The following is a 15335-nucleotide window of genomic DNA, read 5'->3' as shown; positions in this document are numbered from 1 at the left end:
CGGGTCACATAACCGCCATGCCCCCAAATCGCCAACCGGAAAGGTGTCCGCCATGCCAGATCCCGCCCGTCTTGACCGCGGCGACGGCCATCATCTCAGCTATGTGCGCCGCCCCGGCGGGGCGGCGAATGGGGCTCCCGGCGTCATGTTTCTGGGCGGTTTCGCCTCGGACATGGGCGGGACCAAGGCGATGCATCTGGACGCCTGGGCGCAAAAGGCCGGACGGGCCTTCCTGCGGTTTGATTATTTCGGCCATGGCGCATCTTCGGGCGCGTTCGATGACGCCACGATCAGCCGCTGGCGCGAGGACGCGCTGGCGGCGCTGGACCAGCTCAGCGACGGGCCGCAAATCCTGGTGGGATCGTCCATGGGCGGATGGATGGCGCTGCTGGCGGCGCTGGCGCGGCCGGAACGGGTGAAGGCGCTGGTGCTGATCGCCCCGGCGCCGGACTTCACCGAAAAGCTCATGTGGGCGGGCCTGCCCTTCCATGTGAAGCAGGCGATCGAGACCGAGGGGCGCTGGGAGCAGCCCTCGCCCTATGGCGGCAAGACCGTGATCACCAGGAGGCTCATTGAAGACGGCCGGCGCTGGTCGATCCTGGATGCGCCCATCGGGATCGACGCCCCGGTGCGCATTCTTCAGGGCTGGCGCGATCCGGACGTGCCGTGGAACCACGCCGTGCGCCTGATGGAAGCGATCAGCGGCGAGGATGTGGAGCTTCACCTGTCAAAGGCTGGCGATCACCGCCTGTCGGGCGAGGCCGACCTGAAGCGCCTGGTGGAGGTGATCGAGGCGCTAAGCTAGCCGCCCTGCTGAAGGATCGCCGCGAGGCCTTCGCGCCAGCTGGGATAGGCGGGTCGCCAGCCCAGCACCGCCTTGGCTCTGGCGTTGGAGACGCGCCGGCATTCGGAGAAGAAGCTCGCCTGCATTTCGCTCGCCTTATCGGGGTCGAAGGCGATCACCTCCGGCGCCGGCGCGCCGAGCATTTCGGCGGCGCCGCACATCACCTCGGCCTGGCTTGACGGATGGTCGTCGGCGAGATTGAACGCGCCGGCCGCTTCGGGCCGCTCCAGCGCCCGGATCAGCACCGAGGCGATATCGTCCACATGGACGCGTGAAAAGACCTGGCCGGCCTTGTCGAACACGGGTCCGTCGCCGCTGCGCACGCGGTCCAGCGCGCTGCGTCCGGGGCCATAAATTCCCGATAGCCGGAACAGGCGCGCGCCGCGCGCGCTCCAGGCGGCCTCGGCCTCGGCCCGGCGCACGCTGCGCGGCTGGCCGGGGGTGACAGGATCGCGCTCGAACGCCCACCCCCCCTTGCGGTCGCCATAGACGCCGGTGGTGGACAGGTAACCCAGCCAGGTCTCGCCAAGGTCCGTGTCCTGCAGGGCCGGGAGGAAAGGATCTCCGGCCTCGCCCGGGGCGGCGCTGAAGAGGATCGCGCCGGCCTCGCGGGCCGCCTCGCGCAACGCCTCGGCTCCATTACGCTCGCCTGGATCGGCATGAACCGCAGTGTATCCAAGCTGCTGAAGTCTTGCAGCGGTGTCAGGGCTTCGCGTGCTCGCCAGCACCCGCCAGCCCGAGGCGGCCAGCCGGGCGGCTGTGGCCTCGGCGACATAGCCGAAGCCTGCAAACAGGATGGAAGGGGTCTCGGCCATGGCAATATGCTCCGTTCGTCCCTAGGCTTAACCGAGCTTGCCGATTTGAGGAACCGCGCCCATGACCCTCACCGCCCGCCATCTCTTCGCCGCAGCGGCGCCTGCAGCCGCTATCGCCGCGCTTTGCACCGCCGCTCCGGCGAGCGCTCAAGCGCCGCTGGAGCCCGATCAGCGCCACCGCGCCTGCATCCAGGCGATCGCCGTGGACGCCGAGGCGGCCTATGAAGAGGCGCTCGCCTGGCGCCATCAGGCCGGCGGCTGGCCGTCCGAGCATTGCGTTTCGCTGGCGCTGATCGCGCTGGGTCAGGCCGAGGACGGCGCAGATCGCCTGCGCGCCGCCGCAGAGGGCGCGATCTCGGCCACGAATCGCAGCCGGGCCATCATGTTCGGCCAGGCCGGCGACGCGTATCTGGAGGCCGGGCTCAGCGAAAAGGCCCTCTCGGCGTTTTCGCGCGGGATCGATTTTGACGAGACCGATTCCGGTCTGCGCCGGGGGCGGGCCGAAGCCGCCCTGGCGCGCGAAAATTATGAAGCGGCCGAAGACTATGCCGGCGAAGCCATCGCGGTGGACGCCTCCGACGCCGAAGCGCACCGCCTGCGCGGCGAGGCGCGCCTGGCTGCAGGCGATCTCAACGGCGCGGAAGCCGACATGCGCAACGCCCGCACCCTGGCGCCGGAGAATATTGATGTGCTGTTGCTGCGCGGCCGGATCAATGAGGCGCGCCGACTCGGCACGATTGTGACGCTGGATTAGCGCTTTGGCAGCACTGCTCAAAGCCAGCTGCTAACGTACAGAAATCATTCATAAATAAGCGCACATGCTCTTGTCTGCGGGCGCGCTTGAGGTCAAGCTTTTTTCAGTCCCGCGCGACTTGAAGGAGCAGGCTGATGCGCAGCGATAGAGATTTTCTGATCGCCTTGAGCGGGGCCAGGCTGACCACGGCGGAGGTGTTCTATCATCTGCCCGATCATCCCGGCCTGATACAGACCTTCCTGTGGCAGACCTATGATCAGGCGCCGGATTTTCCCCGCCTCATGAAGTTTCTCGATTTCTGGCGGCGCGAGATCGAGGCGGTGATCCACTCTGTGCGCGTGGCCCATTGCGACATGATCAAGCCGGCTGAATGGCGCGGCGCCGATGTGGAGCTGCGCCTGCATTAGGTCACGGGCTGAGGCTTATAGGGGTCAAAGCTTAAGGGGCCAGCGAGGCGCCGCAGCGCCGGCGCGCCTCCACATCGATCCGCACCAGCTGTCCGGCAAGCGCGCCAAGATCGCGAGCCTCCAGCCCGGCGGCCTGCAGCCGGTCGCCGCGTGGCTGCGGCTCGTTGGCCAGGGACAGAAAATCGAACCCCGCCTCGCTGAGATCGCGCCGGGCCAGGCGTACAAGGCAGCGGCAGCCATAGCTGGAGCCGCCGCGAATTCGGCAATCAGCCTCAACCCGGTCCGCCGGCGTCTCACGGGAGAGGGCGTAGACGTCGGCGCCGGGGGAGGACCCTGGAGACGAGCCGCTCCAGTCAAAGCGTGGACCGCTTTCAGTACCGGGCCGCCGCGTGTCGAACGACCCGCCGGTGCTCCCCGACCGGATCACCACGCGGCCCGGCTGGCCGGCGGAGGGCGCGCGATCAAGGACATCGCCTTCGCCGAACTCGTCATAGAGCGAACCCGGAGTGGTCTCGATGCGGCCGGTGGAACCGCTTCCTGTCTCGGCGTCAGATCCGCCTCCCGCCCAGGGCGCGGTGAAGCCGCCGCCGAGCAGGTTCCAGCCGATCACGCCGGCCGCGGCGAACAACGCCAGGGCGGCGGCCAGCACGAAGGAGCGCATCGCCATGTCCATGTCCCGCCTCCCCTCCAGATGCCCGGCAGCACGCCGCCTTCCAATCGCGGTGAATATTAACCATACTCATGATCGGGGACCTTGTCACAACGGAGACAGATCCATGTTTCGAGTTTTCGCCGCCATGGGCGCCGCGGCCACACTGGCCGCCTGCGCCGCGCCGACGCCGTATCAGAGTGCGCAAACAGGCGCTTACGGCTATACCGAGCAAGCCATCGAGTCCGATCGCTACCTGGTGAGCTTCAACGGCAACTCGCTGACCGACCGGGAGACGGTGGAGACCTTCCTGCTCTACCGCGCTGCGGAGCTGACGCTGGAGCGCGGTTTTGACCATTTCACCACCGTGCGCCGGGACACCGAGGCCGACCGCCGTTTTGTGGGATCAAGCGATCCATTCGGTTCGCGCTATTCCAGATTCGGCTTTCATTACCAGTACTTCCATCCGCGCTACGGCTGGTATGGCTGGCATGATCCGGTCTGGAATGATGTGAATGTGCGCGAGGTTTCGCGCTATGAGGCCCAGGCCGAGATCGTGCTGGGCCGCGGTCCGGCGCCGGACGATCCGTCCGCGTTCGAGGCCCGCGAAGTGGTCGCCAATCTCGGCCCCCGCGTCACCCGGCCCGAGGTGAACTGAGCCGCCCAGTCTCGTGGAGGCGGGCGTTTTGGTCCTGAAGCCGTTCATCAACCCGCCGGCGTTTCGCCGGCGGGTTTTTCATGGGCGCCGCCTTGGTCCTGCGCCAGGCGCCGGACGCAAAAGCGGGCCGCTTGCGAGTGAAACGGCCCGCTTTCAGGGTCAGACTTTTGTTAAACGCGTTTGGCGGCGATCAGAACTCCGCCACCAGTCCCACGGTCACCGCGCGCGGGGCGCCGGGGCGCAGTCCGGCGGGCCGGCGGCCGGCCAGATAGGTTTCGTCGAACAGGTTGCGGACATTCAGCCGGCCCTCGATGCGGTCGGTGATCGACGCCCACAGCGCCAGGTCGGCGAGCCAGCGGCTGTCCAGTCCGGTCCCGGCGGGGATCGCTCCGGAGCCGGCCTCAGTGCGCACCTCGTCCACCCAGTTGGCGGCGATCTCCGCCCCGAAGCGGTCGAACGCGACGCCGATGGCGGCGTAGACCTGATGCTCTGGGATGTCAGGGAAGGAATCGCCTGCCTCCACCACGCCCCAGGGGCCGTATCCGGAGGAGAAGCTGTTCTCGAACTCGGCGTCGGTGAAGGTGTAGGCCAGGCGCACCGGGATCGCGAAGCCGGCGCCTATCTGTGCGCCGATATCGGTCCGGGCGGTGAGCTCCAGGCCCCGAACCATCGCCTGGCCGCCGTCGAACTGATCGCCGATGACGCAGCCGCCGCCGGTGGAGTTGGTGCAGGTCCCAATGATATTTTCATAATCATTGAAGAAGCCGACCGCCTCCAGCGATCCGAGGCCGGCGGCCCAGCGCGCGCCCAGCTCGTAATTGACTGAGTCTTCCGGCTCCGCCGTGGCCGAGCCCGGGGCTGGCGGAGAATAGCCGCGGTGGACGCCGCCGAAGATCGACAGGGTTTCGGTGACGGCGTAGCGCGCGCCGAGGCCCGGCGCTACCCAGTCGACGGAGTTCTCGGTCACGGTCGGCGCGCCGGCGCGGGCGGTATCGCCGCCGCCCCAGTTTTCGCGCTTCAGGTCCACGGTTTCAAACCGGACGCCGGGAACCAGGGTGAGCGCGCCCCAAGTCATGTCGGCCTGGGCGAAGGCGGCGAAGGCGTCGGCGCTGTCGATGCGGTTGCTGTCTGTGCCGGGCGTGTCTTCGCTGGTCAGAAGGATCTCGCCGTCCACGGCCTGGAAGCGCTCATTCCACTGGAAGCGGTCCATCTGGTCGTAATGGGCGCGTCCGCCGATGCGCCAGCGGGTTTGCGACCCGAACACCGCCGCGTCGCCGGCCAGTTCCGCCTGGGCCCCTTGCGCGTAGTATACGCGGTTATTGTGCTTCACCAGGAGCGCGCCGGGAGCGCTGGTGAATCCGGCCGGGGCCTGCAATACGCGGAACTCGGCGGCGTTGGCGGCCGGATCGTCCAGGATCGCCGAGATCGACACCGCGCCGCCCGGTCCGGCGCCGTCGGCGTCCACCCGGTCGGCCTTGAACCAGTCGCGGGAAAAATCGGTGCGGTAGACCACGGCGGTGAGGTCCATGCCGTTCTCGAACGCGCCGGCGTAGCGCAGGCTCAGCTCGCTATGGTTCGTGTCCATCTCGTCATGGACGCTGCCGGCGTAGCGGGCGAAGGGGCTGCGCGCGTAGTCGGCCTCGGTGAGGCCCAGATAGGTTTCGTTGGACAGCTCTTCGGAGACCTGGCCCTTCAGCTCGAAGGCGTGGTCGGCGCCGAAGGCGCGCGTCTCCAGGCGCAGGCGGCCGGTAAAGTCGAGAATGTCGAAGCCGGTGTCCCGGTCCTCATAGTTCTCGATGGTCTTGAACCCGTCGGCGTGGTCATAGAAAGCTTCAAAAAGCCCGCCCACGCTGGTGTTCGGGGCGATCTCGCCCATGCCGCCGATCCAGCCATGGATGGTGCGCTGGTCTTCCTCGCCGTATTCCAGCTCCAGACGGCCGGCCAGATCCTCAGGCACCGGCGTCGCCAGCAGATTGACCGAGCCGCCCTGGGTCTGCGGGCCGTAGCGCACGCCCGCCGCGCCCTTGACGATCTCCACTCCGGCCAGGCGCCCGGCATGGGGGAAGTAATAGGCCGCCGGCGCCGAATAGGGGGCCGGCGCGATGAGGACGCCGTCCTCCATCAAGGTGATCTTGCCGGAGCGATCAAGCCCCGCGCCGCGCAAGCCGATATTGGGGCGCAGCCCGTAGCCGTCCTCCTCCTGCACATAGACGCCGGGCACGGCGCGCACGATGCGGGTGATGTCGGAATAGGCCTGCAGTTCCAGATCCGCCTGGGTCAGCACGTCCGCTGATCCCGGCAGATCATCGGGATCGCCCTGCAACCCGATCACGGTGATCACCTCGGGAAAGGCCGGATTGGCGGCGGCCGTCTCGCCGGCGCTCTCGCCGTTATCGGCGAAGGCGGCGGACGACAGGACGGCCGCGGAAACCGCGGCGCTCAGGACAGTGCGAAAACGCATTGGAAAAACCCCTCAAGGCTCGGACATGGCGCCGACTCGAAACCCGAACCGACTGTAAATGAGAATAGGTTGCATTTACCGAAGGCCTGGCGCGTCCGCAAGAGCGAATGCGAACAGGTCGCAGTCGCGAGATCGGGACGTGCAGGATCACCGCGGGCGAATGCGACGGTCTTGGCGCTGGCTAAAGCCGGCGGCGGCGTCGTAACGTGACGCGGGGAGGCCACAGATGCTGTTACGCCGTGTGTCCGCGCACATCCGCAAGCAGGAATGGACCGCGCTCGGGCTTGATTTCCTGATCGTCGTCCTTGGCGTGTTTCTCGGCCTGCAGGTCAACGCCTGGAACGCCGAGCGGCAGGACCGCGCGGACGAGCAGATCTTCCTGGAGCGCCTGCACGATGATCTGATGCAGAGCGACGCGCTCACCAGCCGCCTGCGGGACGTCCGGCTTCGCCGCGCGTCCATCCTGGTCTCGGCGACGGATATCGTGTTCGAGCTGACGCCGGGAGACGCGCTGAGCCAGGGTCAATGCATCGTGATCGCGTCGTCACACTATTACAATTTCGCGGCGCCCGAGCTTCCCACGGTCACCGAGCTGGTCAGCGCCGGACGCATCAAGATCCTGCGCGACGAGCCGTTGAGAACGGCGCTGGTCGCGCTTCAGCAGACCCGCGACTCGCTCATGCACATGATTTCAATCCAGGCTCTGGGCGCCGTCGACCTGGCCTCGCGCTATCCGGCGCTGATACAGGCCGAGCCGTATTTCGACGAGGCGTCCGGCGAGGTCGTGCAGCGCTTCCAGTGCGACGTGCCGGCCATGCGCGCCGACCAGGGCTTCCTCAATGATTTGAGCGCCGCCACCGATCGCAACGACGCCTTCCGCCGGGACGCGCTGGCCCCGTGGAGCGAGCAGTTTGACGAGGTCCACGCCCTGGTGGATGCGGCGCTGAGCGTCACGCACCTGAACGCGGACGAAACCTGACCTGCGCTCGCGTCAGCGACGGTCAGCGCCACGGCGAACCAGTTCTGGGTGCGTACGGCGTGGGTGATGCGCGACAGGATCATGGCGCTCTCTCCAATTTCAGCGTCGAGGCCCGGCGCACAGGGATTTCAACGTACGGCTCCAATGGACGGCTCAGCGGCCCTGCTCGGCTTCGATGGCGGCGACAAGCTCACGCGCGTTGCGGCCCCGATTCTCCAGGACGATGACCGCCACCTCCTGGGTCGACATCCAGAATGTCAGGTCCTCTCGCAGACGGGGGTCGCCGGTAAGACGCTCCAGCGTCGCCGCGACATCCGGCGCCTGCGCCGGGGGGTCACAATCGACAAAGGTCTGGATGGCGTCGCCATCGGCCGCGAAGCAGGAGGCCCAGAGATAACGCTGCAGGGACAGCGGGATCATCCCACGCACGCGGGTGCGGTAGCTCGAGGTGTCGGAGAGCGCCGGGTTTGTGGTGTTGGTGTAGTACTGGGTCACCGCGCTGCGCAGCGCCTCGTTCGCGATCAATCCAAGCTCGCCGGCGCTGGTCAGCTCCAGATAGGTGCTGTTGATGATCGGCCGTCCGCTCATCTGGCTGGCGTTCCAGAACGCCCGGACCAGCCGCCAGTCGGCCTCGACCGCCCCGGTGGCGCCTGTGGCGGCCAGGGCCTGCTCGCCGTTTTCGAGCACCAGCAACCGAAACCTGCGATCACCCTCATAGAGCCCGGTGTCGATGGCCAGATCGAGCTGGAAACGGTCAAGATAGGCCTCGGCGCGCGCCTGGCTGGCCTGGTCAGCGTTCCAGGCGGTGACCTGAAAACCGATCACCACACCGGCGATGACGATGAAGAACTCGATCACTACCGCGAACCAGTTCTGGGTGCGCACGGCATGGGTGATGCGCGACAGGATCATGGCGCGGGCTCCCGGGTCACGCCGACCGTTTCAATGCGATTGCGCCAGTACTCATTGTTGCCCTCTTCGATAAGGGCTTCATTGGCGCGCTGACGCAACAGGCCGACAAGCTCCGGAGAGGCCCGCAAACGCGTCGCCAGCGCGGAAACGGCGGCTTCGTGCCCGCTCAGGTCACACGGCCCGGACAAAAGCGCAGGGATGCGGTCATACTGGCCAAACTCCAGATCACGCGGCTCGGCGCAGTCGGCGCGCAGCACCTCGTACAGCGGCCTGTCAATCAGACGAAAGAAGGCAAAGCGATAAGGGCGGGTCGGGTCCTGAAACCTTACGACGTCGAGATCAGTCTCATAATATTCGACCGCCAGGTTTCGCAGCACATTGTCCGCCACCAGATTGATATCGCCGGTCGATACAAGCTCTTCATAGGTCGCCCTGATGACAGGATATCCGAAGGTCTGCGTTGCGCGGAACGCCGCGATCACCAGCGCTTCGTCATCGCTTTCGCCCCTGCCTTCAAGCATCCCGGCGGCGCGCATCGCATTGTCGGAAACCTGCCCGTAATACACAGTCGCCCCCGTAACGCGCCAATGCTCGTCACGAAAATCATCGAGCAGCCGCGCGGTCATGACCTCCGCCTCCGCCCGCTGCGCTCTGTCTACGGTCCAGGCCTGAATCTGAAAGCCGATCACCACACCGGCGATGACGATGATGAATTCCAGCACCACCGCGAACCAGTTCTGGGTGCGTACGGCGCGTGAGATGCGCGAGAGGATCATGGGGCGTATCCGAGGTCATCAAGACGATCACGAACGCGCCGGTCTATCGCCTGCAGGTCGCCAATCAGAGACTCCACACGGTCTTTGATCTGTCTGCTGAAATAGGCGCGGTAAAGCACCGCGTTTCCAAACCGGCGATCGGTCAGAAGGGACGCATCCATCGTCAGCGGCTCGCCCGGCTGCAGCCAGGGTATCGAGTCGCGGTTGTGTTGCGGCAGGAAGGTCGGCCCCATATCCACGAACTCGATCAGTAACGGATCGGAAAACCGGTAGGTGACCTGATACTCGTTATCGATGGTGACCCGCGCCGCGTCATAGGCGCTGTCGAGCGCCTGGAGGGCGGCCACAAGGTCTGGATCGCCAATCAGATTGAGCCGGCCCGAGCCGACGAGCGTGTCGAAGGTCGTCTCGTTGACGCGCAAGGCGGACAGAAAGAACAGACCGTCCGCAATCAGGCCAGCCATCTGGTCGGGATCCGGGTCGGATTGACCGCGATGAACGTCATACAGCGCCTCAAGCGCCGATTGCTGATCGGCCAAAAGCCCATTCATGCCTTCCAGACTGGCCAGCGAAAGCCTCACATCGTCCGTGAGCGCCAGCAGATAGCGGGCCTCCTCAGACCGCGCCGCTCGCCCCTCGTTCCAAGCATTGATCTGAAAGCCGATCACCACGCCCGCGATGACGATGACGAACTCCAGCGCCACGGCGTAGTAGTTCTGTTCGCGGATCGCCTTGGAGATGCTTTGCAGGATCATCGCCCAGCCCCTGTTGTCAGACCCAGTTCTTCTTCAAGCGCCGTTTTCATTGAGCTTGACCCCGTTTTCGGGCCACGGGGAGTTGGAAGATCCCCGTGTCTGAGCTTGACCCCGTTTTCGGGCCACGGGGAGTTGGAAGATCCCCGTGTCATGGCGCCAGGGCGGGCTGCGTGAGCCCTGACGCTTTTCGTGCCTCCGCAGGCGTTCGGTAGCCGATGGCGCTGTGCGGACGCTCGGTGTTGTAGTCTCTACGCCATCGCTCGCATTTTCCGCGGGCGTCGGCAAGATTCATGAACCAGTGGGCATTAAGGCATTCCGCGCGAAACTTGCCGTTCAGGCTCTCGATGAACGCGTTATCCGTAGGCTTGCCGGGCCGGGAGAAGTCGAGCTCCACCCCATTCGCATAAGCCCATAGATCCAGATCGCGCGAGATGAACTCGGGACCCTGATCGACGCGGATGGACTTGGGATGCCCGTGGCTGGCGCAGATGCGCTCGAGCACGCCGACGACGTCCGCGCCGGTGAACCGCTCGCGAGGTTCGATCGCCGGGACATACCGGGTATACGCATCGATCACGGTGAGGATCCGCAGCCGGCGGCCGTCGTAGAGTTGGTCATGAACGAAGTCCATCGCCCAGACCTCGTTGGCCGTCACCGGATCCGATCGCCCCTCTCGGAGCTTCGCCTTCACCTTCCGCTTCGGCGTCTTATTCCTCAGCTGCAGTCCCATCTCGCGATAAAGGCGATAGACCCGCTTGGCGTTCACCGCCCAGCCTTCCCGCTGAAGCAGGACGTGGATACGCCGGTAGCCGTAGCGAACCCGGGTCTCAGCGATCTCCCGGATGCGCTGGCGAAGCTCTTCCTGGGAGCCGCGCTGGGACTTGTACTGGTAGGTCGAACGATCGGCCCTGAGAACCTGGCAGGCGCGTCGAACGCTGACCCGCCAGGCCGCACGCAGATGATCCACCAGCTCTCGCCGGCGCGCGGGCCTCAGAGCTTTCGGCGCAGAACATCCTGAAGCATCTCCTTGTCCAGCGAGAGATCCGCCACGATCCGCTTCAGGCGACCGTTCTCTTCCTCAAGCTGCTTCAAGCGCTTCATCTCCGACGGCATCAGACCGCCATACTTCTTTTTCCAGTTGTAGAAAGTGGCTTGGCTGATCCCCGCTTTGCGGCAGACCTCTTCCACACGCGTGCCTTCTTCGGCTTGGCGCAGAATGAACGCGATCTGCGCCTCAGTGAATTTTGACCGTTTCATCGGCCTTCTCCTCGTACCAGCAGCCCAAGCCGCTAAACGAGAATTTTCCACTTTTCCGTGGCCGAGAAAACGGGAAGCAGGTCACGAACGATAACCACATAGTCAGTAGCGATAAGGTCCGCGGCGTTCACAATGGTCCTGGACGTGTCGGCGTACTCGCGCAGCTGTACTCTGAGTTCCGCATCACGCAAAAGCTCCAACCGTCCGGCGGAGAGCATTTCCTGAAAGCTGATCGGTGTCGCCTGAGGCAAGCGAAAGAACATTGCATCATTCAACAACAAACCTGCTTCCGCATCAGACATAGCGTCTTGTTCGTCCTCTATGCGATTCAATAATTCATCCAGCTTGACCGTATTGCTGTAGTATCCACGGTTCTGCTCGAGCGCGAGCGCGCGTGTTTCCAGGAAATCGATTTCAAGACGTTCCAGCAAGGCGGCGGCCTGATTGCGATCCTGACGCGCCTCATTCCAGTTCGAAACCTGCAGACCGGCGAACACACCGAGCACTACGATCAGGAAATCCAGCGCCACAGCGACCCAGTTCTGGTCCTTCACATGCCGACCAAGACGACGCAGGCTCATGGAGCCTCTCTTTCCAATTGGCCCTGGATCGCTTCGATGCGAGCCGATATGCGCAGGCGCCACATACTGTAAAGGGTTTGCACGAAGACCAGTTGTTCGGCCGCGTTGATAAAGGCTTCGTCGCCAGCCATCTCTTCGAAATCAAACGCGCCAATGGGCGGAACAACCTCGCCGAATTCCAGCGAGTTTGGAAAAAAGGGTGCGCCTAGATCATACTCGAACGCGGCCGAGAAAGGCTGCTGAAATCCCAGAGCCTGAGCAACGTAGTAGTCGTGCGCCTCACCGAAGCGATCAAGGAAATCCTCGTAGGCGACGAGCGCATTCAGCAAATCCTTGTCGCTCAAAATATTGGCGCGCCCTGAAGACAATAGCTCGGTGAAGGTGCCTGAGCGATCACCGCTCGTCTGGAATGTTGGCCCAAGGAACAACGCACGCCTGACTACAGGAACTTCATCGTCAGAGAGTTCGCCCGCCCTCAGGGCGCGCACTAAAGTCGTGAGGTCAGAGGCGAGCGTTTGATGAAAGACCAAACTCCGATTGGCGTCCATTCGGATTCTTTCGAAATCAGTACGGATGCGTTCGATAACTCTGGCTTCCTCCGCACGCTCCTGCCGCCCCTCGTTCCACGCATTGATCTGAAAGCCGATCACGACACCTGCGATGACGATGACGAACTCGGTCGCCACGGCGAGCCAGTTCTGCGTTTTGAACGCGCGGGTGAGATTGTCGAGGATCATGGCGGCGGCCTACTCAGCGCCGGCGTCGGGGGGCGCAGCGTCCGGCATCATCGCCCGCAGCCGCTCGCGCGCTTCGTCAAAGCGGGCGTGCATGCGCGGGGTCCGCACTTCGCCATAGGCGGCGCGGGCGCGGGCCTCGGCCACGTCGATGGCGGCGATCAGGTCGGCTGCGGCGGCTGCGCTGGCGGCGGGATCGGTGGAGCCCACTTCGCCGATCCAGATGGGGGAGGAGTGGGCGAAGGGGCGGGCGTGCATTGTGGGCCAGCTGTCGGCGCCGGGATCGCTGGCGAAGGCGCGCACGGCGATCCAGCCGCCTTGGGGCAGATCCACATCGCCGGTGAGGGTGCGGCTCTCGCCGGCCGCGACGCCGGCAAGGCGCGCCACGATCTCGCCATTGACGAGGACCTCCACGGTATCGACGGCCACGGTGCTGGCGAGCTCTGCGCTCCAGCTGGCCGGGCCGGCTTGCGTCACATCGCCGGGCCGGGCGCCGTCGGCGAGCGAGAATACGAGCGCCGGGCCGGTGGTGACGAAGCCGCGCCCGGCGATTGCGGCGGCGTTTATGGCGGCGGCCGTCTGCTCCGCGCCGTCCAGGCGCACATAATTGCGCCCCGTCCCCATGGCCGGCGTGCGGTGAAAATCCACCCAGCCGTCCGTGCCCGACATGGCGGCCACCGGGCGTCCGATATTGAGCAAGCGATACCAGAGCTCTGAATTGCCCAGCGGGCTCGTCCAGGCGCACACCAGCTCCAGCCCCATGCGGCTCGCCAGAACGCCGTCGGACGCCAGCTCCAGCGGGATTCCGGCGGACGCGAGATCATCAAACGGATCCGCGTCCGAGCCCAGCGGGTGCACATAGGTGGCGAAGGCGCCGATCTCGTCGGCATAGGCGAACACGTCGCCATTGGTCAGGTTCGGATCGCCCAGCGTGGGGTTATTGGGCCCCCAGAACCAGGGCGCAAAAGGCGTCTCCACCCCCAGAAGGCCCACATGGCCATGAAAGTGCGAGCGGATTTCCTGGCCCTGCTCGATGATGGCGCCGTCGCCCATGGTGATGTCGCCGACGATGCCGCGGTCGATGCGCCGCTCCCAGCGATTCCAGGACATGGGCGTCAGAAGATCGAGATCCTCGCCTGCGCTCACCAGAAGCGCATCGGCGTGGGTCGCCCGGTGATGGCCGTCGCCATTGAGATGGACGTGGTGGTCGGCAGAGGCGTAGCCGGCCGCGTCGGCGTCCCAGACAGGCTCAAGGATGAGCGAGGCTTCAGCCTCGCCGCCGCCGCGGACCCGGACTTCAGCGCGCGCCACGGCGTTCATGGGGCCGCGCGCAGCCAGAACCGTGTAGCGCCCGGCCGGCAGGGTGAGGCGGGCTTCGCCGTCGATGTAAAAATAGCTCCGCCCGGTCTGGGGGTCGAAATAGGTGGCGCCGTCAGGGTTCGCGGCCGGATGACCGTCCGCGCCCACGATTGACACGCGCGCCGGGGTGGGCGCGCCGTCCGCGCCCGTGACGGAGACGCTCAGCGTTCCCACGCCGGCGCCGTAATCCCAGCGCGCGATCTCCAGGGGTTCCGGCTCGCCGCCATGGGTGGCGATGCGCCGAAGCTGGAAGCGGCGCTGATCATCGGCCTCGGTGTAGAAGATATGGTCGCCGTCGGCGCTGAAGGCCGGGGTGAGGGCGTAGGGGTCGCCCTCGGTCAGTCGGTGGCGCACGCCGGGCTGGTCCAGATCCAGCGTCCAAAGATGATAGGCGTTATCGATGGGCGCGCTGTAGACGATGAGGTTTCCGGCTGGATGGGCGTCGGCGGTGAGGTGATAGGTCAGAGTCTCGCCGTGGACGATTTCATCGCCGCCGGCCAGGAAGTCGCGCACCCGCAAGGTCCGCGACGCGCCGTTGGCGGCCAGATACATCACGCCGCCGCCGGGCAAAGCCCGGGCGTTACGCTCCACCTGGCGCAGATCGGTGATGCGCTCCTGCGCCCCGGTCTCCAGATGGCGGCGCATGAGGCTGAGGCTGCCGCTCTCTCCGGAGGTAAAGAACAGATAGGCGCCGTCGGCGGAAAACTCCGGATCGATATCGATGGCCGGGGTGTTGATGACGGTCTCCGCGCCGCTGGCCACATCGCGCACCACCACCGCCGTCTCGGCGCCGAAATCGCGCACGAAGGCGAGATGCGTCCCGTCCGGCGACCAGCGCGGGCGGGCGTCGACGCCGGCGCCGGACGTGACGCGCTCGGCGGTCAGATCTTCAAGGTCCAGAATCCAGATCCAGCCGTGCGCCGCGAAGGCGAGGCGCGTCCCGTCGGGCGCCGGCGCCGGATCGATGGGGCCGCCGGACAGGATCGGCAATTCATGCTGTTCCAGATAGGTATGGTGGCCAAAATCCTCCAGCTTGGGATAGCGATGGTCCCACTGGGCCGGCGCCGGCGCGGCGATCATGGCGATCAATCCGGCGCTGGCGGCTGCGCCCGCGATCAGCTTGGTGACGGTCATGGCGTGTCTCCCCCTTGAACGCGGAGCCCGTGGCCCGGTTCGCTTATGCCGGAGCCTAGCGGCGCGCGGCGCAAAAGACCAAGCCTATGAGGGCGTCCCGTCCCAAACCCGGCCACCGGCTGCGGGAGCCTTTCCGGCCGGCGCCAGCATTTGAATCTTCGGGCCGTGGCGCCCATGTGTTAAAAACATAGAGCGGCGGCGCCCTGGCCGACGCCAAGATTTGTCTGGAATCATGTGCTGTAGAGTCTGAAAAATACTCG

General features: G+C 65.6%; 15 protein-coding genes. 5 read left to right on the top strand and 10 right to left on the bottom strand.

Going from position 1 to position 15335, the window contains the following annotated elements; genetic code table 11:
* Positions 1-52 precede the first annotated feature (52 nt).
* On the top strand, positions 53-805 hold the full coding sequence (locus ACWCOP_RS13275; RefSeq protein ID WP_478248767.1) for an alpha/beta hydrolase: 753 nt from the start codon (positions 53-55) through the stop codon (positions 803-805).
* Here ACWCOP_RS13275 and ACWCOP_RS13270 read toward each other — a convergent pair.
* Complete coding sequence (locus tag ACWCOP_RS13270) at positions 802-1659, bottom strand: Rossmann-fold NAD(P)-binding domain-containing protein (RefSeq protein WP_478248766.1); 858 nt, start codon at positions 1657-1659, stop codon at positions 802-804. The two genes, ACWCOP_RS13275 and ACWCOP_RS13270, sit on opposite strands and share 4 nt — an antisense overlap.
* Before the next feature lie 61 nt (positions 1660-1720).
* Here ACWCOP_RS13270 and ACWCOP_RS13265 point away from each other — a divergent pair, with 61 nt between their 5' ends.
* Positions 1721-2413 carry a tetratricopeptide repeat protein gene (locus ACWCOP_RS13265; RefSeq protein ID WP_478248765.1) on the top strand — a complete coding sequence of 231 codons (693 nt, stop codon included), beginning with the start codon at positions 1721-1723 and terminating at the stop codon, positions 2411-2413.
* Positions 2414-2547: 134 nt separating this feature from the next.
* Positions 2548-2820, top strand: coding sequence for an usg protein (locus tag ACWCOP_RS13260; protein WP_478248764.1), 273 nt, complete (start codon positions 2548-2550; stop codon positions 2818-2820).
* A 31-nt stretch (positions 2821-2851) separates the two neighbouring features.
* Here ACWCOP_RS13260 and ACWCOP_RS13255 read toward each other — a convergent pair whose 3' ends face one another.
* Positions 2852-3493, bottom strand: coding sequence for a hypothetical protein (locus ACWCOP_RS13255; RefSeq protein WP_478248763.1), 642 nt, complete (start codon positions 3491-3493; stop codon positions 2852-2854).
* A gap of 103 nt (positions 3494-3596) precedes the next feature.
* On the opposite strand from ACWCOP_RS13255, the gene ACWCOP_RS13250 reads away from it, so the two are divergent.
* Positions 3597-4127: a CC0125/CC1285 family lipoprotein gene (locus tag ACWCOP_RS13250; RefSeq protein WP_478248762.1), complete on the top strand. Its 531-nt coding sequence runs from the start codon at positions 3597-3599 to the stop codon at positions 4125-4127.
* A 190-nt stretch (positions 4128-4317) separates the two neighbouring features.
* On the opposite strand, the gene ACWCOP_RS13245 is transcribed toward ACWCOP_RS13250, so the two are convergent.
* A complete protein-coding gene (locus ACWCOP_RS13245) occupies positions 4318-6588 on the bottom strand; it encodes a TonB-dependent receptor family protein (protein ID WP_478248761.1) in 2271 nt (756 codons plus the stop codon).
* 226 nt (positions 6589-6814) lie between these two features.
* On the opposite strand from ACWCOP_RS13245, the gene ACWCOP_RS13240 reads away from it, so the two are divergent.
* Complete coding sequence (locus tag ACWCOP_RS13240) at positions 6815-7567, top strand: DUF6090 family protein (RefSeq protein ID WP_478248760.1); 753 nt, start codon at positions 6815-6817, stop codon at positions 7565-7567.
* A 153-nt stretch (positions 7568-7720) separates the two neighbouring features.
* Here ACWCOP_RS13240 and ACWCOP_RS13235 read toward each other — a convergent pair whose 3' ends face one another.
* The 7 genes from ACWCOP_RS13235 to ACWCOP_RS13205 all read right to left on the bottom strand — a co-directional run bounded on the left by ACWCOP_RS13235 (position 7721) and on the right by ACWCOP_RS13205 (position 15075).
* Complete coding sequence (locus tag ACWCOP_RS13235) at positions 7721-8479, bottom strand: hypothetical protein (protein WP_478248759.1); 759 nt, start codon at positions 8477-8479, stop codon at positions 7721-7723.
* Complete coding sequence (locus ACWCOP_RS13230) at positions 8476-9201, bottom strand: hypothetical protein (protein WP_478248758.1); 726 nt, start codon at positions 9199-9201, stop codon at positions 8476-8478. The genes ACWCOP_RS13235 and ACWCOP_RS13230 overlap by 4 nt, the downstream gene beginning before the upstream one ends.
* Before the next feature lie 50 nt (positions 9202-9251).
* Positions 9252-10010, bottom strand: a complete 759-nt coding sequence (locus ACWCOP_RS13225) for a hypothetical protein (protein WP_478248757.1) — start codon at positions 10008-10010, stop codon at positions 9252-9254.
* 148 nt (positions 10011-10158) lie between these two features.
* A protein-coding gene (locus tag ACWCOP_RS13220) for an IS3 family transposase (RefSeq protein WP_478247734.1) occupies positions 10159-11267 on the bottom strand; the annotation gives its coding sequence in 2 pieces (ribosomal slippage) (positions 10159-11003 and positions 11003-11267; 1110 coding nt in all).
* 32 nt (positions 11268-11299) lie between these two features.
* The gene (locus ACWCOP_RS13215) at positions 11300-11848 is read right to left on the bottom strand and encodes a hypothetical protein (protein ID WP_478248756.1); all 549 of its coding nucleotides are present in this window, start codon (positions 11846-11848) and stop codon (positions 11300-11302) included.
* Complete coding sequence (locus ACWCOP_RS13210) at positions 11845-12585, bottom strand: hypothetical protein (RefSeq protein ID WP_478248755.1); 741 nt, start codon at positions 12583-12585, stop codon at positions 11845-11847. Before ACWCOP_RS13210 ends, ACWCOP_RS13215 begins: the two co-directional genes overlap by 4 nt.
* Before the next feature lie 9 nt (positions 12586-12594).
* Entirely contained in the window at positions 12595-15075 is a 2481-nt protein-coding gene (locus tag ACWCOP_RS13205) for a CehA/McbA family metallohydrolase (RefSeq protein WP_478248754.1), read from the bottom strand.
* Between the last annotated feature and the right edge of the window lie 260 nt (positions 15076-15335).

The sequence above is a fragment of the Apolloniradiicaulis salifontis genome (assembly GCF_053756655.1).
This window is presented reverse-complemented; position numbering and strand designations above follow the sequence as displayed.

What these genes read in the sequence shown, in the direction of transcription:
- ACWCOP_RS13275 (WP_478248767.1), top strand. Translation starts at nt 53, where the DNA reads ATGCCAGATCCCGCCCGTCTTGACCGCGGCGACGGCCATCATCTCAGC.
- ACWCOP_RS13270 (WP_478248766.1), bottom strand. Translation starts at nt 1,659, where the DNA reads ATGGCCGAGACCCCTTCCATCCTGTTTGCAGGCTTCGGCTATGTCGCC.
- ACWCOP_RS13265 (WP_478248765.1), top strand. Translation starts at nt 1,721, where the DNA reads ATGACCCTCACCGCCCGCCATCTCTTCGCCGCAGCGGCGCCTGCAGCC.
- ACWCOP_RS13260 (WP_478248764.1), top strand. Translation starts at nt 2,548, where the DNA reads ATGCGCAGCGATAGAGATTTTCTGATCGCCTTGAGCGGGGCCAGGCTG.
- ACWCOP_RS13255 (WP_478248763.1), bottom strand. Translation starts at nt 3,493, where the DNA reads ATGGACATGGCGATGCGCTCCTTCGTGCTGGCCGCCGCCCTGGCGTTG.
- ACWCOP_RS13250 (WP_478248762.1), top strand. Translation starts at nt 3,597, where the DNA reads ATGTTTCGAGTTTTCGCCGCCATGGGCGCCGCGGCCACACTGGCCGCC.
- ACWCOP_RS13245 (WP_478248761.1), bottom strand. Translation starts at nt 6,588, where the DNA reads ATGCGTTTTCGCACTGTCCTGAGCGCCGCGGTTTCCGCGGCCGTCCTG.
- ACWCOP_RS13240 (WP_478248760.1), top strand. Translation starts at nt 6,815, where the DNA reads ATGCTGTTACGCCGTGTGTCCGCGCACATCCGCAAGCAGGAATGGACC.
- ACWCOP_RS13235 (WP_478248759.1), bottom strand. Translation starts at nt 8,479, where the DNA reads ATGATCCTGTCGCGCATCACCCATGCCGTGCGCACCCAGAACTGGTTC.
- ACWCOP_RS13225 (WP_478248757.1), bottom strand. Translation starts at nt 10,010, where the DNA reads ATGATCCTGCAAAGCATCTCCAAGGCGATCCGCGAACAGAACTACTAC.
- ACWCOP_RS13215 (WP_478248756.1), bottom strand. Translation starts at nt 11,848, where the DNA reads ATGAGCCTGCGTCGTCTTGGTCGGCATGTGAAGGACCAGAACTGGGTC.
- ACWCOP_RS13210 (WP_478248755.1), bottom strand. Translation starts at nt 12,585, where the DNA reads ATGATCCTCGACAATCTCACCCGCGCGTTCAAAACGCAGAACTGGCTC.
- ACWCOP_RS13205 (WP_478248754.1), bottom strand. Translation starts at nt 15,075, where the DNA reads ATGACCGTCACCAAGCTGATCGCGGGCGCAGCCGCCAGCGCCGGATTG.